A 23,422-nucleotide genomic window follows, 5' to 3' on the forward strand; every position below is an offset into this window, starting at 1 on the left:
ACCGAGGAGCCCGCCCATGCCTCCCCCACCTCCCCCGCCTCCGGCCGCCGCGCCGGTCTTCACCGCCGACTTCACCTCACCGGAGCAGTGGACCGCCGGCCGCTCCTGGGCGTATCCGGACGGCGGACCGGTCAACCCCGGTGACAACAAGCTGGACCACCTGGTGGAGGACCCCTCCTACAGCCGTTCCGGGGTCTTCCGCGCGACCCGTCGGCGCGACGGGCTGTGGGACTCCGGGCTGCTGACGACCGAGGGCAGTCCGGAGGGGTTCGAGGTGCGCGCCGGGGACGTGCTGGAGGCGCGGGTGCGGCTTCCCGAGGAGACCGGCGCCTGGCCCGCGATCTGGACCTGGCGCGACGGCGGGCAGGAGGTCGACGTCTTCGAGTACCACCCCGACAACCCCGACCTGCTCGAACTGTCGAACCGCGTGCGCGGCGCGCACCGCTACCACCGCTCCGCCTCGGTGCGGCCCGGCGGCTGGATACGTCTGCGGACCGAGTTCGGGGCGCGGTCGGTGGTGTGGTGGCTGGACGACGAGCAGGTCTTCGCCGACGGACGCGGGGTCGGCCCGTCCTGGCACGCCTACCTGGTCGTCAACCTCTCGGTCTGCGCGGGCCGTTACCACCCCGCGCCGGACCCGGAGACGCACGAGATGTCCTTCGAGGTACGCGACCTGCGGGTGTTCCGGCCGGGCGGGTGACCGGCACCGTCCATCGGGGCGGGTGACCGGCGCCGCGGGCGGAACCGGCGCGCGCGTGGGTATTGTTCGCGCCGTGGCGGCGGGGGCCGCCGGGACGCGGGGAGACGCACATGGCGTGGCGCAGGGACCGGGCGCGGATGGTGGCGGCGGGGGACGAACACCGGGTCACCCCCGCCGAACTCTTCTTCGACCTGGTGTTCGTGTACGCGATCACGCAGGTGACCGCTCTGATGGCGGCCGATCCGTCGCCGGTGCGGGTGGTCGGCGCGATGATCGTGCTCGCGCTGCTGTGGTGGTGCTGGTGCTGCTTCGCCTGGCTGGGCAATGTCGTACGGGCCGACTCCGGCGCGCTGTTCGCGGTGCTCGTCACCGTGATGGCGGTCGTCTTCATCGTGTCGCTCGTGGTGCCCGAGGTGTTCGCGGACCTGCCCGGCGGGCTCTCGGCCCCGCTGCTCTTCGTGCTCTGCTACGGCGCCGTGCGCACGCTCCATCTGATCTCGTACCGGCTCTCCAGCCCGGACGACGCCGCCCTGCGGGCCACCCTGCGGCGCACGGCGCTGCTGTCGGTGGCGCCGCCGATGGTGCTGCTGCTGATCGGCTCCGCCTACACCGGCAAGGTCCAACTCCTGCTGTGGCTGGGGGCGGTGGTCATCGACTACGGCGGCATCTACGTGACGGGCGCCTCCGGCTGGCGGGTCAACTCCCCCGGGCACTTCTCCGAGCGGCACGGGCTGATCGTCATCATCGCGCTCGGCGAGTCCATCGTGGCGATGGGCGTGGGGGTGGCCGACTTCCCCGTCACGGTCGCCGTCCTCGGTGCGGCGGCCGCCGGTCTGCTGCTGTCGGCCGCCTTGTGGGCGCTGTACTTCCGGCGGCTCGCGGAAGGAGCGGAGCACCGGCTCGCCGCGCTGGAGGGCGACGAGCGGACCCGGTTCGCCCGGGACGTCTACACCTTCCTGCACCTGCCGCTCGTCGCGGGTGTCGTACTGTGCGCGCTCGGCATGAAGAAGGTCCTGCAACAGGTCGCCGACACCGGGCACTACGGCCTCGCCGAGCCGCTGCACGGCGTCGTGGCCTGGTCGCTGACCGGCGGGGTCGGGGTCTTCCTGCTCGGCGGCGCCGCGATCGTGCTGCGCTCCTCGGGCCGCCGCCCGACCGTCCTCGCCGTGGGCGGGGTGTGCGCGCTCGCGTCCGGCGCGCTCGTCGGCCTCGTCCCGGCCCTGGTGTCGCTGGTCGTCCTCGCCGCCGGTCTGACCGTGCTCGTCACCCTGCACGGCCGGGGCGTCGGCACACAGCACGTCCCGGCGTCCTGAACGCCCCTTCGTTCGGGGGCATTTGGCCCGGCACTCCACGTCCGACGCGTCAGTACGCGGCGGCGCGATGCTGGATGTAGGCGCGCAGCCGGGTCGTGTCGGCGGCCGTCCAGCCCTCCGGCGGGGCCACGGCCGCCCAGCCGTCCACGGCGCCGGCCCCGTAGCGGTGGCCGTGCGGCGCCTGCACTCCGTACGAGACGGCCATGTCGATCGAGGTCTGCCAGAAGGCGACGAAGGGGAACCAGTCGATCTCGGGGGTGATGTCCGGGCCGAGCGGGTCCGCCAGCCATGCGGGGCGCTCCAGGAGGAGGTCCGGCGACCACCAGACCACCGGGTCGGAGGCGTTCTGCAGATAGACCGCGCGCGGGAACTGCCAGCGGGCCGGGGGCCGGGCGAGGTCGGCCGCCGGGAACTGGGCGAAGCGCACCCGCGCGCCGCCCTCGTACTGCGGCCGCCAGACCGGGCTGCCGGGGTCGCGTTCGCGGCGGATCTCCTGGGACGTCGGGGAGAAGTTCGGAGTGCCGAGCAGCAGGGCCCCGTCGGTGCGGGCGAGCAGGTCGTCGGGGCCGTCGAAGGAGGCCTCCACGGCGTAGGCCCCCAGGCTCTCGCCGGTGACGAGGAACCGGGGCCGCCGCTCGGCGGGGAGCGCGTCGATCCGGGCCCGTACTGCCTGGACGAGCGCCCGGGTGGCCTGGCCGGCCTTCTCCTTGTCGACGAGGAAGGAGACCCAGCTCGGCAGGTACGAGTACTGGACGGCGACGATCGCGGTGTCGCCGCCGTACATGAACTCCAGCGGCTCGGCCACGTTCGGGTTGACCCAGCCCGTGCCGGTGGTCCCGGCGACGACGAGCACCTGCCGGTCGAAGGCGCCGGTGCGCTCCAGTTCGCGGACGGCGAGCCGGGCCTGGGCCGCGAAGGGGCGCTCGTCCGTGAACGCGGCGGGCAGCGCCGACGGTATGTAGACGCGGACGGGGTCCAGGGCGTCGCCGCCGCTCACGGCGGTGATGCGGGCCCGGGTGGGGACGGAGCCGGTGAAGTTGCGGCCCTGGAAGCCGAGGTCCTGCCAGGGGATGAGGGAGCCGGGGCCACCGGAGACATGACCCGAGACGGGCTGGTGGATGCCGTCCTTCGTACCGCCGTTGGTCGCCTCGGCGATCCGGTCGGCGATGTCGACGATCCCCCGGTCGAAGACCACGTCCCGCACGCCGACGAGGACGGCGAGGGTGGAGAGCAGCGCCCCGACGGCGAAGGCGACCGGCCGGGGCAGGAGCCGGCCGAGCAGCCGGATCAGCTTGGCCGAGCCGAGTCGTACCGTCCGGGCGACGAGGAGGAGCGCGAGCAGCAGTGCGATCGCCATCAGCGCGATCATCGGCGTGTGCCAGGTGAGGCCGGGTGGCAGGCCCTGCAGGACCCGGAGCTGACGCTGCATCCGGGCGCTCTCGGAGATCAGCCAGACCGACAGGACCGGGGCGATCAACCCGTACGCCTGCCAGCACCGGGCCCGCACGCGCTCGCGGGGCCGCCGGGACACGAGCGCCCGGAACAGCCAGGCGGCCGAGGAGCCGAGGGCGTACCCGATGCCGGCCGTGATGCCGCCGACGACGCCCTGGAGGTACCAGGGGCGCGGGACGAGCGAGGGGGTGAGGGAGGCCCAGAAGAAGAGCGTGGCGGCGCAGAGCGCGGTCAGGTCGGGCCAACGACGGATCAGGTACGAGGGGTCGGGGCGGTCCCAGTAGGGCCGGCGGACGAAGACCAGGAGCCGCTCGCCGAGCCGCCCGAGGGGACCGACGAGGCCGTCGAGAGGGCCGGCGAGCCCCTTGAGGCGTTCGGCGAGCGCTTGGTGACGGTCGGCGTGGCCGGCGGACCGATCGGTGGTGGGGTGCCGGTCGGTCGAGGTCATCGGCTCAGCCTCGCCCACCCGGGCACCGCCGCGCAACCGGCCCGCCGGCGGTCTCCTAGCGGGCGGGGCGTTCCTTCCGGGCCCCGCCGGCGGCCGGCTCGGGCGCTCGGGCCGAGGGACGTTCCGGTTCGGCGGGGGCGCCACGTTCGGCGCGTGCGGCCTCGGCGCGCAGCAGGGCGCGCAGGACGGCGAAGGGGTCGACGGGCATGGCGGAGCTCCTTGCGGTGGGGGGTGAGGTGCGCGGAGAGGTACCGGCCTCTCAGCAGCGCATCACCACATACCGCCGGGCGTCGCCGTGCGGACGGGGAGCGGGTACGGATCCGGGGTGGGCGGCGACGGCCGGGCCCCAGGCCGGGTCACGGCGCGGGTCGCGGGGGCGGACGCCCCGGCGCCGGGAGCGGAGCCGCCCTGGAGGCGTGGCCGCGGTCTCGGTGAGCTCCTGCGTCTCGCTGCCGGGGTCCGCCGGCTGGCTCGTGGCCGGGGGCCTGGCCTCGGCGGATGCAGGGCCGACGGCACCGGCGCCCGCACCGAACAGGGCGGCGAGCACCAGCGCCAGGACGAGCACGGCACGCCGCGCCGCGCCCGCCGGAGCGGCGGGCGCGGGGTGGGGCGTGGTGCCGGGCCTCATGGAGATGCGTACTGCCCCGGGGCAGGCCCGACGTGCCGGGAAGGGCGGCGGATCCGCCCGGGCGGCCTACGCCGGCACGCCCGAATTCACGCGCTCGGCCGCGCCGTCGGTCGTGGTCGCGGCGGGCACCTCGGGCGCTGCGGTCGTCCGTTCCGCGGCCGCCCGTTCCGCGGCCTCCGCCCGCCGTGCCTTGCGGGCCGACATCCAGGCGTAGGCGAGCACACCCGCGAAGAGGAACAGCACGCCCTGGTAGACGGCCGCGTATCCGGAGCCGGCCACCAGCCACATGGAGAAGCCGAACGCGGCGGCGGCCAGCACACCGTCGCGGACCAGCCGGGCGCGGTCGACGCGCTCGGAGCGGCCCGAGAGCAGGAAGTAGATCTGCGCGGCGGTGGACAGCAGATACGGCACGGTGGCGGTGAAGGTGGTGACGAGGACGAGGATCTCGAAGACGCCCTCGGTGCCGACCGTGTAGTTGTAGACCGTCAGGAGCGAGGCGAGGACGACGGTCACGAGGACACCGACCGTCGGGACACCGCGCCGCTTGCGGGCGAAGACCTGCGGGAAGAGCCCGTCACGGGCGGCGGCGTACGGGGTCTGGGCGCTCAGCAGCGTCCAGCCGTTGAGCGCGCCGAGCATGGAGACCAGGGCCATGCAGGCGATCGCGGTGCCGCCCCAGGAGCCGCCGAACATGACGTTCACGGCGTCCGAGAAGGGGGCGGTGGAGTCGACGAGCCGGTCGTGGGCGACCGTACCGAAGACGGCGACCGTGCCGAGGAGGTAGAGGGTCGCGGCGCCCAGGGTGCCGAGGACGGTCGCGCGGCCGACGTTGCGCCGGGGGTCGCGGACCTCGCCGGCGCTGACGGCCGCCGACTCGACGCCCAGGTAGCTGAAGAGCAGGATCGCGGCGGAGGCGGAGACCGCGCCGAGCGCGCCGTCGCCGCCTGCCTGGAACGGGCCGAGGTTGGCGCTGTCGAAGAAGAAGAGGCCGCCGACGGCGACCAGGAGCAGCGGGACGAACTTGAGGACGGTCGCGACCAGCTGCACCGCGCCGACGTAGCGGGTGCCGGCGAGGTTGGCGAGCGCCGGCAGCCACTGGAGCGTCAGCGCGGCGGCGATGGTGGCGGCCTTGGACTCGTGGACCGGGATCAGGACGTCGAGGTAGCCGACGGCCGCCACGGCGAGCGCCGCGTTGGAGACCCAGGCGGTGATCCAGTACGACCAGGCGGCGAGGAAGCCGGCGAAGTCGCCGAAGGCGGCGCGGGCGTAGACGTACGGGCCGCCGGTCCGCGGGTGGCGGTGGGCGAGCCGGCCGAAGACGAGGGCGAGGGCGATCGCGCCGAGCGTGAGGATGCCGAAGGCGACGAGACTGATCGTGCCGAACGGGGCGACGGAGGCGGGGAGCAGAAAGATTCCGCCGCCGATGATGTTGCCCATGACCAGGGCGGTGGCGATCGGGAGTCCGAACCGCCGGGCGTGCCTGGTCTCGGCTGCGGACGCGGACTGGTCGGGTGTGGCCGTGCTCATGGGGGGTGGTGCGCCTCTCGTCGTGCAAACCCGAACATGGTCCGGGAGGTGAGACGCCCCGCCAAATCAGCTCCTTTTCTCCGGTACCACCGGCCCGTCAACCGGAAGAAACGCTTCCGCATCGCCCATGGGCGGGGAAATCTCCAGCGGCACCTGCGGGCCCGTGCTCTCCCACAGCCAGCGGCGGAGCACCTGGTGCACCTGCTCCGCGCCCACCAACTCGGCCCCTTCCGGGACCGGCTCCGAGAGGTCCACGGGCCACAGCAGGAACGGATGCGCCTGCTCGCCGCCGAGGCCGCCGTGCGAGCCGATCTGCTCCTCGAAGGCGTGGACGGTCCCGGTCGCCGGGTCGTACATCGAGTTGACCATGATGTCGGCGACGTGCGGAAAGCCGTCCGTGCGCCGGACCGCGTCCGCCGCGCCCGGCCCGAAGACCGCGAGCGGACCGTCGTCGGCGAGCGCGGCGACCGGCACCTCCGCCCCGTCGCGCCCCAGCACGACCGAGCCGTGTTCGGCGCTCGCCACCAGCAGGAAGCCGATCCCCGGGTGGTTGGCGAGGGTGCGCAGCAGGGCCGGGTGACGGCGGTCGATCTCCTCGCGGGTCATCCGGTGCGGCACTCCGGGGAAGGAGATCAGCCCCAGGTTCCCCGAGGCGAGGACGACGGGTTCGGCCCTGTCCCGGGCCTCCTCGCCGGCCTGCATCCCGTCCTCGTCCTCGTCCACCGGCCGGTGCAGCGCGCTGCGTAGCGCGTCCCGGGCCGCGTCGCGGGCCTCCGAGCCTGCCCCGGACTCCGTCTGGGGGGACCCCCAGCGGGTCCGCCGGACCCTGCGCGGCACGGGCAGCCCGCAGCCGGCCCGGACGAGATCCCGCAGGGTCAGCCCGTAGGCGCCCTCGAAGGTCGCGCCGGGGCTCTGGCCGTGGTCGGAGAGGAGCACGATCCGGTACGGGCGGGGCGCGTGCTCGGCGACCTTGGCGATCAGCGCGATCGACCGGTCGAGCCGGGCGAGCACCCGGTCGGTGTCGTGGCCGTGCGGCCCCGAGTGGTGGGCCACCTCGTCGTACGCGACGAGATCGGCGTACACGGCGGTCCGCCCGGCCAGCAGGTCACCGATCACCGCCGCCACGACCACGTCCCGCTCGACGACGGTCGCGAAGGCCCGTACGAAGGGGTAGGTGCCGCCCCGCGAGACCCTCGGCGTCTCCTTGCGCAGGCGCGCCCGGATCGACTGGGCCACTTCGCGGACGGCCTCGGCGACGAACGAGCCCGCCGTACGGACGGCGTTGGCGGGGTCGGAGAAGTACGCGAAGTACCCGGCGCGGGAGCGGTTGCTGCGGCCCCGGCGCGCGGCCATCGACAGGACCAGCGCGAGCTGGTCCGCGCCGCCGCTGAACAGGTTGCCGCGCGAGGCGCCGTCGACGGTGAGCAGACCGCCGTCGCCGGTGCGGGCGATGGCCCGCCGCTGCAGCTCGACGGCGCTCGCGGGCCGGTTGGAGACCATCAGCCTGCCGGTGTCCTTCTCGTACCAGCGGAAGGCGGGCACGTCCTCGTTGGAGCCGTGCAGGATGCCGAGCTGACTGGCGCCGGTCTGGCTGGACCAGTCGGTGCGCCAGGGAGTGAGCCGGTGGCTGGTGTCGAGCCACTCGGCGACGGTCGGCATCAGCCCGTCGGCGATCGCGTCGCGGAGCACCCGGTGGCCGACGCCGTCGAGTTGCAGGAACAGCGTCCCGGGCGTGGCCTGCGGGCCTCCCCCCACGCCTGGCGGCGCGGCGGGCCCCCCGGACACGGCCCGGGGCCGCTTGCGGTCCGCCAGCCGGTAGAGGCGGCGGCGGTAGGCATCGTCGTCGCGGACCGCGAGGGCGGTGGAGGTGGCCGAGGCGACGGCCGACATGACGGCGGCGACCACGACGGCCGTCTCCGGGTCGGCGACTCCCCGCCCGTCGGGAACCAGCCACAGTGCGACGAGCAGCAGCGAACCGTTGAGGAAGAACACCAACAGGCCGAGAACCAGGGCCGGTACGAGCAGCAGCGCGCGGACGACGACGGGCCAGACGAGCGCGGTCAGGAGGCCGAAGGCGCCTGCTCCCCACACGGCGGTCAGAGCGGTGCGGGTGATGCTGTCGCCGTCGGGGGACTGGAGTTGGAAGTCCGGCAGCAGTCCGGCCAGGGCGAGCATGGTCAGGGTGGACACCGCCCAGACCACGATCACCCGCGCCAGGGAGCTGCCCGCGGTCCGCCAGCGGCCGGCGGTACGTGATCGCCCGGGGTCACGTGTTCGCCCGGGGGTGGTACGCCATCGCCCGTCACCCACGCCTGGTTCACCTTTCGCCCGTTACCTGCCTCAAGCGTGGCACATCACCCACGAGGTGGCGGGCCGGACGGTTCGCGGTGACCGGCCCGCGTCAGCAACCGTCGTAGCCGGCGGTGGGCATGGAGAGCCTGCGGTGGACGTCGGCCTTGCGCGCGGAGTCGTAGGACGGCTCGTCGAGATCCGCCGTCTCCAGCCGGACGCCGCGCCGCTCGCACTCGGCGAGGAAGCCGGACACATCGGTCAACGCCCGTGCGAGGACGCGTTCGTTGGGGGCGACGAAGAGGTCGACGTGCCCGGCTTCCACGTCCACCCACAGAGCGTCGTGGTCGGGCCGGATCCCGTAGAAGAGCAGTTGTCTGGTCACGACGTAGCCCTTGTCCAGGGCCCAGCTCGCGCACATGGCGTGCTGGCTGCGCGTGTCGACCAGGAAGGGGTCGCTGTCGAGTTCCTCGAGCGGGGTGAGGCTGGCGATCGCCGCCACCCGAACGTCGTCCATGGGCCGACCCTACTCCGTGCCGGAGCACCCGAGGAGACCCGTCCGGGCGGCGGGTCCGGCCCTGATGGCGGCGGGTCCGGACCTTGGCCGCGGGCCTCATGGCGGCGAGGAGTAGCCGCAGGTGTGGCAGATCTTCCAGCCGTCCTGGGTGACGGCCAGGACGCCCCCGCAGCGCGGACACTGCGCCGAATTGCAGGTCGTCCCCATCGTGCTCACCGCGACTCCCATCCCCTTGCCGACGGATGGCTACCCCCGCAGCCCACCGTAGACGCCCCGCGTCGCTCGCTGCGGACAATTACCCTCGTGACTGGCGCGTGGGAACGACCGGGCGGAAGGGTGGTGGGCCCGTGGAGGTCACCTGGTGGGGTCATGCCACCTGCACGGTCGAGGACTCCGGGGTCCGGTTCCTCACCGATCCGCTCTTCGCCCGCAGGCTGGCGCATCTGCGCCGGCGGCGCGGGGCACCGCCGCCGCCCGAGGCCGCGCGCGCCGAGGTGGTGCTCGTCTCCCATCTGCACGCCGACCATCTGCACCTGCCCTCACTGGCCCGGCTGGCGCCCGGCACCCTGCTGGTGGTGCCGCGGGGCGCGCCCGGAGCCGTACCGGGGCTGCGCAGGCTCGACGGGCGGCGGGGGCTGCGGCTGGCCGAGGTGGGCCCGGGCGACACGGTGACGGTGGAGGGCGTGACGGTACGGGCCGTCCCGGCGCTGCACGACGGGCGAAGGCTGCCGGTGGGGCCGCACCGCTCCCCCGCGCTCGGGTACGTCGTCGAGGGCGAGGCGCGGACGTACTTCGCCGGTGACACCGGGCTCTTCGACGGGATGGCGGAGGCGGTCGGCCCGGTGGACGTGGCGCTGCTTCCGGTGGGGGGCTGGGGGCCGTATCTGGGGCACGGCCATCTGAACGCCGGCCGGGCGGCCCAGGCACTGGCGGCGCTCTCCCCCGCGGCGGCGGTGCCGGTGCACTTCGGCACGTACTGGCCGATCGGGATGGACGCGGTGCGGCCGCACGAGTTCCACGCGCCGGGTGAGGAGTTCGTCCGGCAGGCCGCGCTGCTCGCGCCGAAGGTGGCGGTGCACCTGCTCGGTCACGGCGGGCGGGTGCGGCCCGAGGTCGCCCGGTGATCCATGACCTGATGGAGGCGGTCGGCGACCTGCCGCCGGAGTCGACCCAGCAGGCGGTCGGCTATCCCTCGCTCTTCCTGCTCGTCGCGCTCGGCTCGCTGGTGCCGGTGGTACCGACCGGGGCGATCGTCAGCTCGGCGGCCGTGGTCGCCTTCCACCAGACAGCCCCGCTCGCGCTGCTCTTCGTCTTCCTGGTGTCCGCCTTCGCGGCGCTGCTGGGGGACGTCGCGCTCTACTGGCTGGGGAAGCGCGGGGTCCGTTCGAAGAACGGCTCGCGTTGGCTGGCCGTGCTGCAGGGCCGCGCCGCCCCGGACCGGCTCGCGCAGGCGCAGGAGAAGCTCGCCACCCACCAGGTGTCGGTGCTCGTCCTGTCGCGCCTGGTGCCGGCCGGGCGGATTCCGGTGATGCTGGCGTGCCTCCTCACGCAGGTGCCGCTGCGACGGTTCGTACGCGGGGACGTGCCGGCGTGCCTGGCCTGGGCGGCGACGTACCAGCTGATCGGGATCCTGGGCGGCTCGCTCTTCCCGGAGCCGTGGCAGGGCGTGGTGGCGGCGGTGGGTCTGACGGTCCTGATCAGCCTGGCCCCGGCGCTGTGGCGGCGGGTCCGCGGAACGGACCGCGGAAAGCCGGGGGCGGGCAGCCCGTCAGGGGGCGAGCACGCGTGAGGCACCGACCGGAAGGTCCCAGAGGTCTTCCCGGGGCAGTCCGGCGCGCGCCCAGGCGGCTCTGACCCGGGTGAGGGGTTCGAGGACCGGCTCGGAGGAGAGCACGAACGTCGCCCAGTGCATGGGGGCCATCCGGCGCGCGCCGAGGTCCTGGAAGGCGCGGACCGCCTCCTCGGGGTCGGTGTGGACGTCGCTGAGCCACCAGCGGGGGTTGTAGGCGCCGATCGGGAGCAGGGCGAGGTCGATCCCGGGGTGGCGGGCGCCGATCTCTGCGAACCAGTGGCCGTAGCCGGTGTCACCGGCGAAGTACACCTGGCGCCCGGGACGGTCGGTTTCGCCGGTTCGGTCGGCGAGGGGTGCGCTATCCGTTCCGTCGGCTCGATCCGCTCGGCCGGCTCGGTCGGCCCGGTCGGCGCGTGCGGCTCGGTCGGCTCGGTCGGTGAGGACCCAGCCGCCCCACAGTGAGCGGCAGGTGTCGAGGAGGGTCCGCTTGGACCAGTGGTGCGCCGGGACGAACTCGAAGCGTACGCCGTCGAGTTCGGCCGCCTCCCACCAGTCGAGCTCGGTCACACGACTGAACCCGCGGCGGGTGAACCAGCGCCCGAGGCCGGCGGGGGCGAAGACCGGCGTGTCCCGGGGCAGCCGCCTGAGAGTGGGGGCGTCGAGGTGGTCGAAGTGGTTGTGACTGATGACGACGGCGTCCACCGGTGGCAGGTCCTCCCAGCGGACCCCGACGGGCGTGATCCGGGCGGGGGTGCCGAAGATGCGGCGGGACCAGACGGGGTCGGTGAGGACGGTGAGCCCGCCGATGCGGACGACCCAGCTGGCGTGGCCGGCCCAGGTGACGGCGAGGGTGTCGGGCCCGGCCTCGGGCAGCGGGCCGGGGGCGAAGGGCAGCAGCGGGATGTCGCGCAGGCCCTCGGCTCCGGGGCGGACGGCGCCCTCGCGGGCGAGCCGGGCCATGGCGCGGACGCCGGGGAGCGGGGCGGTGAGGCGGTCGGCGAACGAGCGGGGCCAGTCGGTCCTGATCCGGCCGAGGGGCTGGAGGACGGGGGACGGGGCGGGGGCGGTCCGGCCGTCGCGCACGGACTGCGGGGCCTGCGTCGGCCGTGCCGTCTGTTCCGTCATCTGCGGGCTCCGATTCTACGCGGTTCGTCGGGACGGTCTCGATGGCGTGCGTCCGTGCGGGCGGCTGCCCCGGCGGATCTCCGGGCGGGCCCGCGGGCTCACGCGTCGGTCTTCGTCCGGCCTAAGTGCCCCGGCGGTCATCGGAGTTCCTCCAGAGCGTCTGCGAACGCGCTCAACGCACGGGCCACATGCGGCAATTCCACCGGGTTCGGGGAGGTGAGCGACTCCATCTGTTCCTCCTCGTCGGTTCCCAGGAAGGCGCCGATGTCGAACCGCACGCGCAGGGCGCCGAGTTCGTCGCCGAAGCGGTGGCCGCCGGGGGCGGGCGTGCCGAGCCGCCGGGCGAGGTGGTTCTCCAGCTCCATCGAGTCGGTGACGCCCCGGGCGGCCAGTCCGGCCCGCAGCGGTCCGAGGTCGGCGTAGAGGTGCCGGCCCGCCTGGGGCGGCCGGGCGAGGGCGCCCGCGGCGAGGACCGCGTGATGGACGGCGGCGGCCACGCGCCCGTGCAGGGTGGCGGCGAGGGCGGCCCGCACGGTGACGTCCTCCGGTTCGTCGAGGGCGTGCGCGGCGGCGGGGGCGACGGGCCCCGCGACGAAGGCGCCGAGTGCGGCGAGGACGTCGAGGGTGCGGGCGCGCGGATCGGTGTAGCGGTCGGCCCGGTCCGGCGCGGTGGGCGGGAAGCGGGCCACGGCGCAGGGCCAGGCCGGCGGGGCGAGGGCGCCTGCCAGGTCGTACAGGACGGTGACGTCGTCGGGGCACATCTCGGCGGGGCTCAGCAGCACGGTGTCGTCGCGCCGGTGCAGGGTGTCGCGCCAGGTCTCGTCGCTGATGATGTGCAGCCCCTCGGCGACGGCCGCCTCACACGCCTCGCGCACCAGTTCGGGCGGGGCGACGGTGGCGGTGGGGTCGTCCGCGACGGAGAGCAGCAGCAGCCCGGGCCGGCCGCCCTCGGCGCGGACCCGGCGGACGGTTTCGAGCAGGGCGTACGGGTCGGGCACGCCGCCGCACTCGGCGGGGGTGGGCACGTGGTAGGCGGGGCGGCCGAGGAGCCTGGCCTGCGGGGTCCACCAGGCCGGGCAGGGCCGGGGCAGCAGGACATCGCCGCCGTGGGCGGCGATGAGCGCGAGCATCAGGGGCCGGGCTCCGGGCGCGGCGACCACGTCCTCGGCGTGGGTGCGCAGGCCGCGCCGCCACCAGTAGCCGCCGGCGGACTCGCGGAGCACGGGCCCGCCGCCGGGCGGTTCGACGGAGCTGCGGCTCGCGGCGGCGGCGAAGATCGCGGCGAGTCCGGGCAGCACCGGCAGGCCGGGCTCCGGGGCGGGTGGTCCGTAGCTCACCGGTCCGCGCCCTTCCGGGGCCGTCCGCCGCATCCTCAGCACCTCCCGAACACCGGCCGCCGCCCCGTACGGCGCCTCCGTGCCCTTTATACGAAGGTTGGCGGGCCTTCGCCGCTCCGGCGAGTGCGGGCCGCACACGCCGGCAGGGGGTTCGAGGGCGAGGCCTTCGGCGGCACCGGCCGCCGCTCGGGCCTCGGCGGCTCAGGGCCGTCCGGGTGAGAGGGTGCGGGGCGGCGGGCCGCAGCCCGGCGAGGCCGTCGTCCCGGCAGGTTGTCCTCCGCTCAGCGGACCAGGACCCGTTCCAGCATCAGTTCGACCGCCGAGACGATCGCGTCGGCGTCGATGCCCGCCTCATGGAGCTGTTCCTCGGGGGTCGCGGACGACGGCATGGAGCGGACGGCGAGCCGGGCGAGGCGGGGCACCCCGCCGTGTCCGTTGGCGTACGCCTCGGCGACCGCGTCGCCGATCCCGCCCTCCGGACGGTGGTCCTCCACGGTCAGGACACAGCCGGTCGTCCCGGCCGCCTGATCGAGGGTGGCGGCGTCGATGGGCTTGACCGAGTACAGGTCGATCACGCGGACGGGCAGGCCCTCGCTCTCCAGCCGGTCGGCGGCCCGCAGTGCCTCGTGGACGGTCACCCCGGCGGCGACGATCGTCGCCCGGTCGTCGTCGCCGTGGTCGCGCAGCACCTTGCTCCCGCCGACCGGGAACTCCTCCTCGGGCCCGTACAGGACGGGTGTCGGGCCGCGTGTGGTGCGCAGGTAGCGGACCCCGTCCAGGTCGGCCATGGCCGTGACGAGCCGCGCCGTCTGGTGGGCGTCGCACGGGTACAGGACGGTGGAGCCGTGCACGGCCCGCATCATCGCCAGGTCCTCCAGGCCCATCTGGCTCGGCCCGTCCTGGCCGATCGAGACGCCGGCGTGCGAGCCGACGAGGTTGATCCCGGCCCGGCTGACGGCCGCCATCCGGACGAAGTCATAGGCGCGGGTGAGGAAGGCGGCGAAGGTCGAGGCGTACGGGACGTAACCGCGCGCCTGGAGCCCGACGGCGGCCCCGACGAGCTGCTGTTCCGCGATCCAGCACTCGAAGTAGTGCTCGGGGTGGGCCTTCGCGAACTGTTCGGTGCGGGTCGAGTCGCTCACCTCGCCGTCGAGCGCGACGACGTCGCCGCGCGTCGCTCCGAGGGCGGCGAGGGCGGCTCCGTAGGCGTCCCTGGTGGCGACCTTCTCGCCCCGGTCGTAGCGGGGAAGCTGCGGCGTGCCGCCACGCTTCGGGCGCGGTACGAGGGCGGCGGGCGGGTCGGTGACCTGGACCCGCAGGTCGCGGTAGCCGCCGAGCTCGTCGATGGCGGCGGCGGCGTCCTTGAGGGGCTTGCCGTGCATGCCCTCGCGGTTCTCGACGGCGGCCACGCCGCGGCCCTTGCGGGTGGCGGCGAGCACGGCCGTGGGCCGGTGGAGGGTGGCACGGGCCTCGCGCAGGGCCGCGTCGACGGCCTCGACGTCATGCCCGTCGATCCGTACGGTGTGCCAGCCGAAGGCCTCCAGACGCTCCGCGTAGGCGCCCAGGTCGTGCTGGTGGCGGGTGGGTCCGCGCTGGCCGAGCCGGTTGACGTCGACGATCAGGGTGAGGTTGTCGAGGTGGCAGTAGGCGGCGTGCTCGACGGCTTCCCAGACCGACCCCTCGGCCATCTCGCTGTCCCCGCAGACCACCCACACCTGGTACGGGACGCGGTCGAGGAACTTCCCCGCGAGCGCCATGCCGACGCCGACCGGGAGCCCTTGCCCGAGGGAGCCCGTGGCGACGTCGACCCAGGGCAGCCGGGGCGTGGGGTGGCCTTCGAGGAGGCTGCCCGCGCGGCGGAAGGTGAGCAGCTCCCGCTCACCGACGACGCCCGCGGCCCGGTACATGGCGTAGAGCAGCGGCGAGGCGTGGCCCTTGGAGAGGACGAGCCGGTCGTTGCCGGGGTGGTCGGGGCGGTCGAAGTCGTAGCGGAGGTGGCGGGCGAGGAGGACGGCGCCGATCTCGGCCGCCGACATGGAGGAGGTGGGGTGGCCCGACCCGGCGGCGTCGGCCGCGCGTACGGAGTCGACGCGGAGCTGCTGGGCGAGCGAGGACATCGTTTCGTACTGCATCGAGATCCCTTCTCCACGTGCGCGTACGACGGCACGTGCTCGTACGACGGCCGGGCCGAGACGGCCGACACCACGTGCACGCCGCTCACGCCGCCTCCACCTCGCCGGGTACCCAGCCCGTCGGCCCGTATGCCCGCCGAGGGCCCGTAACCGGCGGTCCATATAACGAGATTGCTGTCTCATCATTCGGCGTCGGGGCGTACCGTTGCCGTACCCACCCATACAGAGGGAGTCCGGTCATGACGCATGCCTCCGACCAGTCCAGGCCGCACGAGACCGCCGTCTACACGCACGGGCACCACGAGTCGGTGCTGCGCTCACACAGTTGGCGTACCGCCGCGAACTCCGCGGCCTATCTGCTGGCGGAGCTGAAGCCCGGCCTGGCCGTCCTGGACGTGGGCTGTGGCCCGGGCACGATCACCGCCGACCTGGCCGCGCTGGTCGCGCCGGGGCGGGTGACCGCGGTGGACGCCGCCGAGGACGTCCTGGACAAGGCTCGGGCGGTCGCCGCCGAACGCGGCGTGAAGAACGTGGAGTTCGCGGTCGCCGACGTCCACGACCTCGACTTCCCGGACGATTCCTTCGACGTGGTCCACGCCCACCAGGTGCTGCAGCACGTGGGCGACCCGGTGCGGGCGCTGCGTGAGATGCGGCGGGTCTGCCGCCCGGGCGGAGTGGTCGCGGCCCGGGACAGCGACTACGGCGCGTTCACGTGGTACCCGGCCTCCCCGGCCCTGGACCGCTGGCGTGAGCTGTACCAGCGGGTCGCGCGCGGCAACGGCGGTGAACCGGACGCGGGGCGGCGCCTGTTCGCCTGGGCGCGGCGGGCGGGGTTCACCGACGTCACCACGACGGCGGCCACCTGGTGCTTCTCGACGCCTGACGAGCGGGCCTGGTGGAGCGGGCTGTGGGCGGACCGGACGACGGAGTCGGTCTACGCGAAGCTGGCGGTGGACGGCGGGTACGCCACCCCGGAGACGCTGACCGAGGCCGCGCGGGCGTGGCGGGAGTGGGGCGGGCGGGAGGACGGCTGGTTCATGGTCCCGCACGGCGAGATCCTCTGCCGCGTCCCGTGAACCTCAACTAGGCTCGTTTTCATGGTGATTCTGGGGACCACTCTCCGTGTCTGCGTCGACGATCTCGAACCCGCGGTGGCGTTCTACGAGCGGCTCACCGGCGCCCCCGCCCAGCGTTTCGAGCGGGGCGGGGTGTCGGTGGCGGCCGTCGGCTGCTTCCTGCTGATGAGCGGACCGGAGTCGGAGCTGGAGGTCCTGCGCAAGGTCGCCGCGACCATCTCCGTCCAGGATGTGGACGCGGCGTTCACCGCACTGGCCGAGGCCGGCGCCAAGATCCTGGCCGGCCCGGTCCCCACCCCGGTGGGCCGCAACCTGATCGCGGTCCACCCGGACGGTTCGGTCTTCGAGTACGTCGACCGGCGGGCCTGAGCCCTTCTCCCGCAGCGCCCCTCAGGCAGTGGAAACCCCCTGCCCGAGGGTCCGTTCGACGGCCTCGTACGTGACGCCGTGGTCGGCCAGCGCCTCGGCGACGACGCCCGGCCGGGCGGTCAGGGCCAGCAGCAGGTGTTCGTCGCCGATCGCCTTCTCGCGGCGGCCGAGGCAGATCCGCAGGGAGCGCTCCAGAACGCTCTTGGCCTCACGGCTGAACGACGGACGCCCGGAGCGGCGGGCGCTCTCCTCCCGATCGTCGCCGAGCGCGCCCGCTCCGTGGACCTCCTCCACGCGGGCGACGATCTCCGGCACGTCGATGCCGAGCCCCGCCAGCGCTTCGGTGTCGGCCTTCGACAGCCCGCCCCGCCTGCGGGCGTCCGCGAGGGCCGCCTCCAGCGAGGCCCGCCGGTCCGGCGCGCCCAGGGCCTGCAGCACGAAGGACGCCTTGGTGGCCCGCGCATCCAGCAGTGCGAGCAGCAGATGCTCCTCGGTGACGACAGGGACGCCCTGACGCCGGGCGCGGTCGACCGCCCCGGTCACCACGGCCCGGGCCCCACGCGTGAATCGCTCGAACATCAACGCCTCCCGTACTTCTTGTGCACGGCCTGCCGGCTCACGCCCAGCTCCGCCGCGATCTCCTGCCACGACCAGCCCTGGGCGCGCGCGCTGCGCACCTGGACCGCTTCCAGCTGTTCGAGGAGCCGCCGCAGGGCGGTCACGGCCCGCAGGCCGACCCGGGGATCACGGTCCCCCGCCCGTGCGGCGAGATCAGTTGCATCGGTCATACCGTCAACCTACGTTGACACCCCTCTCCCGTCAACCGCAGTTGACAGGAAGGGGCCCGGCGCCGCTCGCCTCGCATCGGCAGTCCCGCGAGCCCGCCCCCGCCCCGCCTCCCGCCCCCTTCCGCCGCCCCATCAGGGACGCCCTGCTTGCTTTGCGGGTTCACCCCCGCCTAATATCGTCATCATGACGATAACCGCTCAGCGGCCCCCGCTCCCTGCGGCCATTGACTCCAGGGCCCTCGAGCCGTCGCCGCGCGCACGGCCGGAGAAATCCACCCGCCAGGAGCACCTCGTGCGCCACGCCAGCACCCCTCCACCCGCCGCCACGCTGCACCCTGTTCTCCCCCACGGCCACGGTGGCATCGGCAATGACCTCAGGACGGAAAAGTGAGCATGTTCGGGCCGGTAAATCCCTTCGACCTCTCCGAAGCAACGCTGAGCGGGATATCCGCCGATGACTCATGGGCCCCGACCGAGTCGGAGATCCCACACGTCGATGCCAGGGTGATTCGCCAATTCCTCACTCCGTCCGAAGTGGAGGTGTTCACGGCCGAACTCGCTGCCCAGCGCTTCGTTCCGGTGGGCCTGGACGGCATTGCCGCCAACTACGCAGAGGGAGATCCGGTCGGCTCCTTCCGTGCCACGGCCGACTCCGAAGTCTTGGCGGCAGAGTTCTACCGCAGGCTGCGGCCGTTTCTGTCGCTTGAAGTAGGACCGGACGATCCGACGGATTCAGACGGAAGGCGCTGGAAGCCGGCGTCCGTCAATCCGCGGATGCGATTCATCACGTACGAACACGGCGGATTTCTTGTCCCGCACTACGATTCGCCCTATTTCGCCCCGGACGGAACGCGAACCCACCTGACGGTCGTCGTCTACCTGTCGTACGAGGCAGTGGGCGGAGAAACACGGTTCATCGCCGACAAGCAGAACGACCTCCCCTTTGCGCAACGCGACTTCTCGGACTGGCCCCGGCTCGCCGAGCCGGAGGAAATATTGAGCGCCCACCGCCCCGAACCGGGCGATGCGCTCCTCTTCTGGCATCGGACGCTTCACGACTCGGCCCCGCTTCTTGAAGGCACGAAAACAATTCTCCGAACCGACGTGCTCTACGAGCCCATGGATGCGTCTTGAGCAACAGGTGATCATTTGTCGGACACTGCCTAGGGCCGCATCCGGAACTCGTAGGCGTCCGGGAGCGTTTCGTCGGTCAGGGCCGACCAGACCTCGCCGATCACCTCCGCGCCCTCGCGCAGGTCCGCCACCTCGAAGCCCGCGTCGAAGACGGCTCGGGCCTCGGCCTTCCGTCCCTCGGCGAGGAGCAGCCGGGCCTCCAGGAAGCGGAAGGCGCCTCGGGCACGCACCGCGTCCGGCAGCCGGTCCAGGAGTGCGCGGGCCTGGGCGACGCATCCGGCCGCGAGGAGGGCGGTGACGGCCTCGCGGCCGAGGGCGGCGGCCACGACAGGAGCGGGCTCGGCGCCCAAGGCCTCGAAGGCCTCTGCGAACCGTTCGGCGGAGCGCGCCGGGTGCCCGCCTTCCTGGTCGGCGACGGCCAGGCAGTACAGCAGCGGCCACCGCACGCCCGCGCCCTGCTGGAGTCCGCGCTCCCAGCTCCGCACCGCCTGCGCGAGGTCGCCCGCGTGCCACTGCGCAACTCCGAGGTGGTACTCGGTCAGGGGCTCGGCGGGCGCGGTCTCCAGCATGTCCCGCCAGTGGTCCGCCACCAGCGACGGGCCAGGCGGGGCTCCCTCCGGCAGCGGCGGCAGAACGCCGGTCCGGAGCAGCTCCAGCCAGGGCTTCTGCTCCTCCCCCAGGGTCGACTCGGGGAACGGCGTCCCGGGCAGCTCGTGCCCCCGGGCGAGGACTTCGAGGGCGCCCCAGCCGGAGCCCGTCGCGAGAACGGCGACCGGTTCGGCGTCGGCGGCAGCGGCCCGCCAGGTCTCGTGGGCGGCGTCGACGGCAGCGCGCGGCAGGGCCGTCTCCAGGGCCCGTTCCACCTCCGCGCGGGCCGCCGCCCAGTCCTCGCCGTGCACGGTCCCGGGCGTGGCGGCCAGCGGTCCGTACGTCTCCAGCCAGCTGAACTCGGCGCCGCCCTCCAGCCTCAGGTGCTCCAGCTGGGTCCGGGCCGCCCCGGCCTGGATCTCGGCGTACCCGGGCGCGCCGGGGGCGGTGAGCCATTCCTGCCAGCGGCGGCCGCCGCGCGCGGTGCCCCAGACGAAGAGCTTGCGACCGCGCAGCAGGTCCGTCGACGTCTGGACCAGCCCCGCGCCGGTCTCGTCGAGCGCGGCGATCCAACGTCGGCCCGCGTCCGGAACGTCGTAGAAGTAGTCGGCGGGCAGGCTGCTGCGCAGCGGGTACGTGCGATCCTCGGCCCGCCCCGTGGCGTCCTCGGCGACCGGGACGGGGACGCGGCGCAGACCGCGCTCGTATCCGTGGAACCAGGCCGTGTCGGCGGGGGCGAGGACCCTGCGGTCCTCGGGGACGGCGGTGTTGGACCACCAGTAGACGGGGACGGTCCGCTCGTGGGGGTTGCGGATCCGTGCGCCGACGTGGAGGAAGTCGCTGCCCTCCGGCAGCCACAGGTCGACCTGGAAGGGCAGGTCGCGCAGCCGCTCCCACTCCCACAGGCGCAGCATCTCGCCGCCGCCGGGCGCCGGGACGATCGCCGCGTGCACCGGGGAACAGGAAAGGGTGGTGTGGCCGGTGGCGCCGATGTTCCACTCGATGCCACCGGCGAACCAGGCGCCGTTGAGCGCGAACGCGGCGGGCTGGAACACCGGGTTGCGATGGACGAGTTCACGCCCGCTGGGCTTGTGGTGCAGGGAGTGGACGCGCCCGCCGAGGCCGGGCAGCACCGTCGCCCGCACCCGGTCGTTCTCGACGACGAGCGCGTCGAGGTCGGTCGGCACGCGCTCGCGTCCGTAGCCGTCGCGCACGGGGACGGGCAGGACGGTGCGCAGCGGCGCGTACCCGAGCTGCCGGGCCATGTCGCGCGGCAGGTCCTCGGTGGTGTGCGCGTCGACCGTAGGGGTCCCGTCGAGGATCCGCAGGGCGGGCAGCGGGTTGTCCGGGCCCAACGGGGCTGCGGGAAGGGTCAGTACGGCACGTCGTACGGTCGTCATGGCGCCCATGGAACACGGCGATCGACCGACTGACCAGGGGGTCCGGTCGCCCGTCTGCGGCATCGGTCGCCGGCGTCGGTCGCCGGCGTCAGTCTTCGGCGAGGGCGGCGACGACGAGATCCGTCAGGAGGGCTCCGGCCGTGCCGTCCGGGTCGAGATCGGGGTCGTAGATCGTGACGTTGAGCCCGACGCAGCGCTCGGAGCGAACCAAGTTCCGCAGCAGGGGCCCCAGTTCGTCGGGCAGCAGGCCGTCGGGGTCGGGGCTGTCGACGGCCGGCATCACGGAGGGGTCGAGGACGTCGGCGTCCAGGTGCACCCAGAAGCCGTCGAGCGCCGGGGTCCCGAAGGCGGTGACCGTGGCGGCGGCGAGCTCGGCCGGTCCCCAGGCCCGTAGGTCCGCGACGGTGACGACGGGGACCTTCAGGGCGCGCAGCTCCACCAGTTCGGGATCGTCGTGGTAGGCGTCGCGGATGCCGAAGAGCCGGACGTCCTCCTCACGGAGGTAGGGGCCGCACCCCTCCAGGTCGGTGAGGTCCCGCTGGCCACGGCCGGTGGCGAGGGCCAACTCCTCGCCACCGGCGGCCCCGACGCGTTCGGAGTTGCCGGGATGGCGGAAGTCCGGGGAGGCGTCGACGGCGGCGAGGCCGTAACGGCCGACGCGGCGCAGGGCGAGGGAGGCGCCGAGCTGGATCGAGCAGTCGCCGCCCAGGACCAGAGGGAAGTCCCCGGCCCGTACGTGGTGCTCGATCCGGTCGGCGAGGGTACGGGTGTACGTCGCGAGGGCGGCCGCGTTGAAGACGCCGTCGCCCTCCTGCCAGTCGCCGAGGTCGTAGCGGGGCGGGACCACGACTCCGCCCTCCAGCGCGCCGAGCCGGGCCACGATCCGGTTCTCGCGGAGGGCTCCGGCGAGCTTGTGACAGCCGGGCACGGTACCGGGGGCCGGCGGGCGCAGGCCGAGGTTGGACGGGGCGTCGATGACCACGATATTCCGCATGCGACTCATCCTCGCCGCCGTAGTCTTGATCTTCAACGAAGACGGGAGTACGGAGCGAGATGAGCAGTCGGCACACCTACCGGGTGATCGTGCGCGGGACGTTCGAGAGGCTGTCGGAGGAGAGCCGGACCCGGCTGCTCGCCGAGGTCGACGCGCACGGGATGGAGGCGATGCGGTTCTCCGAGGAGGGCTCGCTCGCCTACGACAGGACCCTGAAGCACTTCTCGTACCGCCTGGTCGTCGTCTCGGACGCGGCGGACGGCGAGGAGATGGCCGGCGCGATCGCCGAGGACAGGGTCGAGACCGCGCTGGCGGAACTGGGTTACGCCCATGGGGAGTTGAGGTCGACCGTGACCGACATGGACACGATGAAGATCAACTACAAGCGCTGAGCGGCGGCGGGGGCGTGGGCCGGGGGCTCCTGCGCGGTGAGCGCCCAGCGCTCGTGGTCCCGCCAGGCGCCGTCGATGTGGAGCATGGCGGGCGAGAACCCCTCGAGCCGGAAGCCGGCCCGGAGCACGAGCGCGCGGGAGGCGGCGTTGCCCGGCTGGATGTTGGCCTCGAGGCGGTGGAGCCCCAGCGGACCGAAGGCGTACGGGAGGAGCAGGCCGAGCGCCTCACCCATCAGCCCCCGCCCCGCCGCGTGCGCGAAGGCCCCGTAGCCGAGGGCGCCGCTGAGGAAGGCGCCCCGGACGATGTTGTTGATGTTGAGGAACCCGGCGATCCGCCCGCCGTGCTCCCCGCGCTCGCAGACGAGGAAGCCGACCTTGGCCGGGTCCTCGATCAGCGAGCGCGCGTAGGCCGCGAAGCTGTCGGGGCGGTCGGGCGGGAAGAGCCACGGCCGGTGCGTCGCACGGCTCTCGCGGGCGCGTGCGGTGAACTCCTCGGCGTCGTCCAGGGAGTAGCCGCGCAGGCCGACGCGGGGCCCGGCGGTGAGGTACTGACCAAGATCGTCGGACATGCCTTCAGGTTACGGGTGAGGGCAGGGCGGGGCCCGGCACATGCCCCGGCAACGGATCCGGGACGCCGGGTCGGGGGCACGGAGTCGGGTCGGGGACACGGGGCCGGGGCGCCGGGTCGGGGACACGGGGCCGGGGCGCCGGGTCGGGGACACGGAGCCGGGACGCCGGGTCGGGGGCACGGATCCGGGACGCCGGGTCGGGGACACCGGGTCGGGGGCCGGGGCGCCGGGTCGGGGACACCGGGTCGGGGGCCGGGGCGCCGGGTCGGGGACACCGGGCGTGCGGCAGGTCCCGGGGCCACCGGGACCGGTACACCGCTCAGCGGCGGGCCGAGCGGACTCGGGGTGGGCAGGCCTCGCCCCGCTTCACCACGCCGATCACGACGGTCGTCCGGCCGTCGACTGCCGCGCCCTCGGCCGGGTACTGCGTGCACACCCACCAGTTCGGCGGCCAGAGCACCCGCCGGTCGCGGCCCCCCACGTCATGGACGTCGAGGCGGGTGCGGGGCGCGAGGGCGGTGAAGACCCGCCAGAGGCCCTTGCCGAGAAGGGCGGGCATCGGCCGGGCGGGCGAGGGCGAGGCACCCTCGGCCGCGACGGCGTCCTCCGCCGAGGTGACCGCCACCGCCGCGAGCGCGAGGACCGCGCCCGCGCCCAGGACCGCTGCCCGCCTCATGCGCGCCGCCGGTTCGCCGCGTAGAAGCGGCAGGTTCCGCCGGAGCGGGGCGGGCCGCCGCTCGATGTCTCCTTGGGCATGCCCGGACCTCTCCTCCGTCGTACGCGGCCGCCCCCGTGGGACCAGGATGGAGGGATCCGGTCCGCACGGGGGCGTGGGAGGGGCCGTACGGGTGA

The 23,422-nt window shown here is 74.0% G+C and carries 23 protein-coding genes; 8 read left to right on the forward strand and 15 right to left on the reverse strand.

The window, feature by feature from the left end; genetic code table 11:
* Nucleotides 1–16 precede the first annotated feature (16 nt).
* Complete coding sequence (locus ACWF79_RS14900) at nucleotides 17–700, forward strand: beta-glucanase (RefSeq protein WP_453728502.1); 684 nt, start codon at nucleotides 17–19, stop codon at nucleotides 698–700.
* Between the two features lie 110 nt (nucleotides 701–810).
* Complete coding sequence (locus tag ACWF79_RS14905) at nucleotides 811–2,013, forward strand: low temperature requirement protein A (RefSeq protein ID WP_453728503.1); 1,203 nt, start codon at nucleotides 811–813, stop codon at nucleotides 2,011–2,013.
* Between the two features lie 49 nt (nucleotides 2,014–2,062).
* On the opposite strand, the gene ACWF79_RS14910 is transcribed toward ACWF79_RS14905, so the two are convergent.
* The 6 genes from ACWF79_RS14910 to ACWF79_RS14935 form a co-directional block, all read right to left on the reverse strand.
* Nucleotides 2,063–3,913: an alpha/beta hydrolase gene (locus tag ACWF79_RS14910; RefSeq protein ID WP_453728504.1), complete on the reverse strand. Its 1,851-nt coding sequence runs from the start codon at nucleotides 3,911–3,913 to the stop codon at nucleotides 2,063–2,065.
* 55 nt (nucleotides 3,914–3,968) lie between these two features.
* Complete coding sequence (locus ACWF79_RS14915) at nucleotides 3,969–4,121, reverse strand: hypothetical protein (protein WP_453728505.1); 153 nt, start codon at nucleotides 4,119–4,121, stop codon at nucleotides 3,969–3,971.
* 51 nt (nucleotides 4,122–4,172) lie between these two features.
* Nucleotides 4,173–4,541, reverse strand: coding sequence for a hypothetical protein (locus tag ACWF79_RS14920; RefSeq protein WP_453728506.1), 369 nt, complete (start codon nucleotides 4,539–4,541; stop codon nucleotides 4,173–4,175).
* A 66-nt stretch (nucleotides 4,542–4,607) separates the two neighbouring features.
* On the reverse strand, nucleotides 4,608–6,068 hold the full coding sequence (locus ACWF79_RS14925) for an amino acid permease (RefSeq protein ID WP_453728507.1): 1,461 nt from the start codon (nucleotides 6,066–6,068) through the stop codon (nucleotides 4,608–4,610).
* Between the two features lie 66 nt (nucleotides 6,069–6,134).
* Nucleotides 6,135–8,270: a phage holin family protein gene (locus tag ACWF79_RS14930; RefSeq protein ID WP_453728540.1), complete on the reverse strand. Its 2,136-nt coding sequence runs from the start codon at nucleotides 8,268–8,270 to the stop codon at nucleotides 6,135–6,137.
* A 199-nt stretch (nucleotides 8,271–8,469) separates the two neighbouring features.
* A complete protein-coding gene (locus tag ACWF79_RS14935) occupies nucleotides 8,470–8,874 on the reverse strand; it encodes a hypothetical protein (RefSeq protein WP_453728508.1) in 405 nt (134 codons plus the stop codon).
* 347 nt (nucleotides 8,875–9,221) lie between these two features.
* Between ACWF79_RS14935 and ACWF79_RS14940 the strand changes: the two genes are divergently transcribed.
* Together ACWF79_RS14940 and ACWF79_RS14945 are read left to right on the forward strand one after the other, a co-directional pair.
* Complete coding sequence (locus ACWF79_RS14940; RefSeq protein WP_453728509.1) at nucleotides 9,222–9,998, forward strand: MBL fold metallo-hydrolase; 777 nt, start codon at nucleotides 9,222–9,224, stop codon at nucleotides 9,996–9,998.
* Between the two features lie 11 nt (nucleotides 9,999–10,009).
* Nucleotides 10,010–10,663, forward strand: coding sequence for a DedA family protein (locus tag ACWF79_RS14945; RefSeq protein ID WP_453728541.1), 654 nt, complete (start codon nucleotides 10,010–10,012; stop codon nucleotides 10,661–10,663).
* Here the strand turns inward: ACWF79_RS14945 and ACWF79_RS14950 are convergent.
* From ACWF79_RS14950 to ACWF79_RS14960, 3 genes are all read right to left on the reverse strand, one after another.
* The gene (locus tag ACWF79_RS14950) at nucleotides 10,643–11,791 is read right to left on the reverse strand and encodes an MBL fold metallo-hydrolase (RefSeq protein ID WP_453728510.1); all 1,149 of its coding nucleotides are present in this window, start codon (nucleotides 11,789–11,791) and stop codon (nucleotides 10,643–10,645) included. The two genes, ACWF79_RS14945 and ACWF79_RS14950, sit on opposite strands and share 21 nt — an antisense overlap.
* A 137-nt stretch (nucleotides 11,792–11,928) precedes the next feature.
* A complete protein-coding gene (locus ACWF79_RS14955; protein ID WP_453728511.1) occupies nucleotides 11,929–13,161 on the reverse strand; it encodes an aminotransferase class I/II-fold pyridoxal phosphate-dependent enzyme in 1,233 nt (410 codons plus the stop codon).
* A 248-nt stretch (nucleotides 13,162–13,409) separates the two neighbouring features.
* Nucleotides 13,410–15,260 carry a transketolase gene (locus ACWF79_RS14960; RefSeq protein WP_453728512.1) on the reverse strand — a complete coding sequence of 617 codons (1,851 nt, stop codon included), beginning with the start codon at nucleotides 15,258–15,260 and terminating at the stop codon, nucleotides 13,410–13,412.
* A gap of 239 nt (nucleotides 15,261–15,499) precedes the next feature.
* Between ACWF79_RS14960 and ACWF79_RS14965 the strand changes: the two genes are divergently transcribed.
* Both ACWF79_RS14965 and ACWF79_RS14970 read left to right on the forward strand, forming a co-directional pair.
* The gene (locus ACWF79_RS14965; protein WP_453728513.1) at nucleotides 15,500–16,336 is read left to right on the forward strand and encodes a methyltransferase domain-containing protein; all 837 of its coding nucleotides are present in this window, start codon (nucleotides 15,500–15,502) and stop codon (nucleotides 16,334–16,336) included.
* Between the two features lie 21 nt (nucleotides 16,337–16,357).
* Nucleotides 16,358–16,705, forward strand: coding sequence for a VOC family protein (locus ACWF79_RS14970; RefSeq protein ID WP_453728514.1), 348 nt, complete (start codon nucleotides 16,358–16,360; stop codon nucleotides 16,703–16,705).
* Nucleotides 16,706–16,726: 21 nt separating this feature from the next.
* On the opposite strand, the gene ACWF79_RS14975 is transcribed toward ACWF79_RS14970, so the two are convergent.
* Nucleotides 16,727–17,284: a Clp protease N-terminal domain-containing protein gene (locus tag ACWF79_RS14975; protein ID WP_453728515.1), complete on the reverse strand. Its 558-nt coding sequence runs from the start codon at nucleotides 17,282–17,284 to the stop codon at nucleotides 16,727–16,729.
* Nucleotides 17,284–17,493, reverse strand: a complete 210-nt coding sequence (locus ACWF79_RS14980) for a helix-turn-helix domain-containing protein (protein WP_453728516.1) — start codon at nucleotides 17,491–17,493, stop codon at nucleotides 17,284–17,286. Before ACWF79_RS14980 ends, ACWF79_RS14975 begins: the two co-directional genes overlap by 1 nt.
* Before the next feature lie 393 nt (nucleotides 17,494–17,886).
* On the opposite strand from ACWF79_RS14980, the gene ACWF79_RS14985 reads away from it, so the two are divergent.
* Nucleotides 17,887–18,627 carry a 2OG-Fe(II) oxygenase gene (locus ACWF79_RS14985; protein ID WP_453728542.1) on the forward strand — a complete coding sequence of 247 codons (741 nt, stop codon included), beginning with the start codon at nucleotides 17,887–17,889 and terminating at the stop codon, nucleotides 18,625–18,627.
* Between the two features lie 29 nt (nucleotides 18,628–18,656).
* Here ACWF79_RS14985 and ACWF79_RS14990 read toward each other — a convergent pair whose 3' ends face one another.
* Entirely contained in the window at nucleotides 18,657–20,624 is a 1,968-nt protein-coding gene (locus ACWF79_RS14990) for a DUF5107 domain-containing protein (protein ID WP_453728517.1), read from the reverse strand.
* A gap of 79 nt (nucleotides 20,625–20,703) precedes the next feature.
* Complete coding sequence (locus tag ACWF79_RS14995; RefSeq protein ID WP_453728518.1) at nucleotides 20,704–21,609, reverse strand: arginase family protein; 906 nt, start codon at nucleotides 21,607–21,609, stop codon at nucleotides 20,704–20,706.
* Between the two features lie 59 nt (nucleotides 21,610–21,668).
* Here ACWF79_RS14995 and ACWF79_RS15000 point away from each other — a divergent pair, with 59 nt between their 5' ends.
* The gene (locus tag ACWF79_RS15000; protein ID WP_453728519.1) at nucleotides 21,669–22,001 is read left to right on the forward strand and encodes a DUF6204 family protein; all 333 of its coding nucleotides are present in this window, start codon (nucleotides 21,669–21,671) and stop codon (nucleotides 21,999–22,001) included.
* Here the strand turns inward: ACWF79_RS15000 and ACWF79_RS15005 are convergent.
* Both ACWF79_RS15005 and ACWF79_RS15010 read right to left on the reverse strand, forming a co-directional pair.
* On the reverse strand, nucleotides 21,989–22,570 hold the full coding sequence (locus ACWF79_RS15005; RefSeq protein ID WP_453728520.1) for a GNAT family N-acetyltransferase: 582 nt from the start codon (nucleotides 22,568–22,570) through the stop codon (nucleotides 21,989–21,991). The genes ACWF79_RS15000 and ACWF79_RS15005 overlap by 13 nt on opposite strands.
* Before the next feature lie 319 nt (nucleotides 22,571–22,889).
* Complete coding sequence (locus ACWF79_RS15010; protein WP_453728521.1) at nucleotides 22,890–23,246, reverse strand: hypothetical protein; 357 nt, start codon at nucleotides 23,244–23,246, stop codon at nucleotides 22,890–22,892.
* Nucleotides 23,247–23,422: the final 176 nt, after the last annotated feature.

Source organism: Streptomyces sp. NPDC054975, assembly GCF_053609105.1.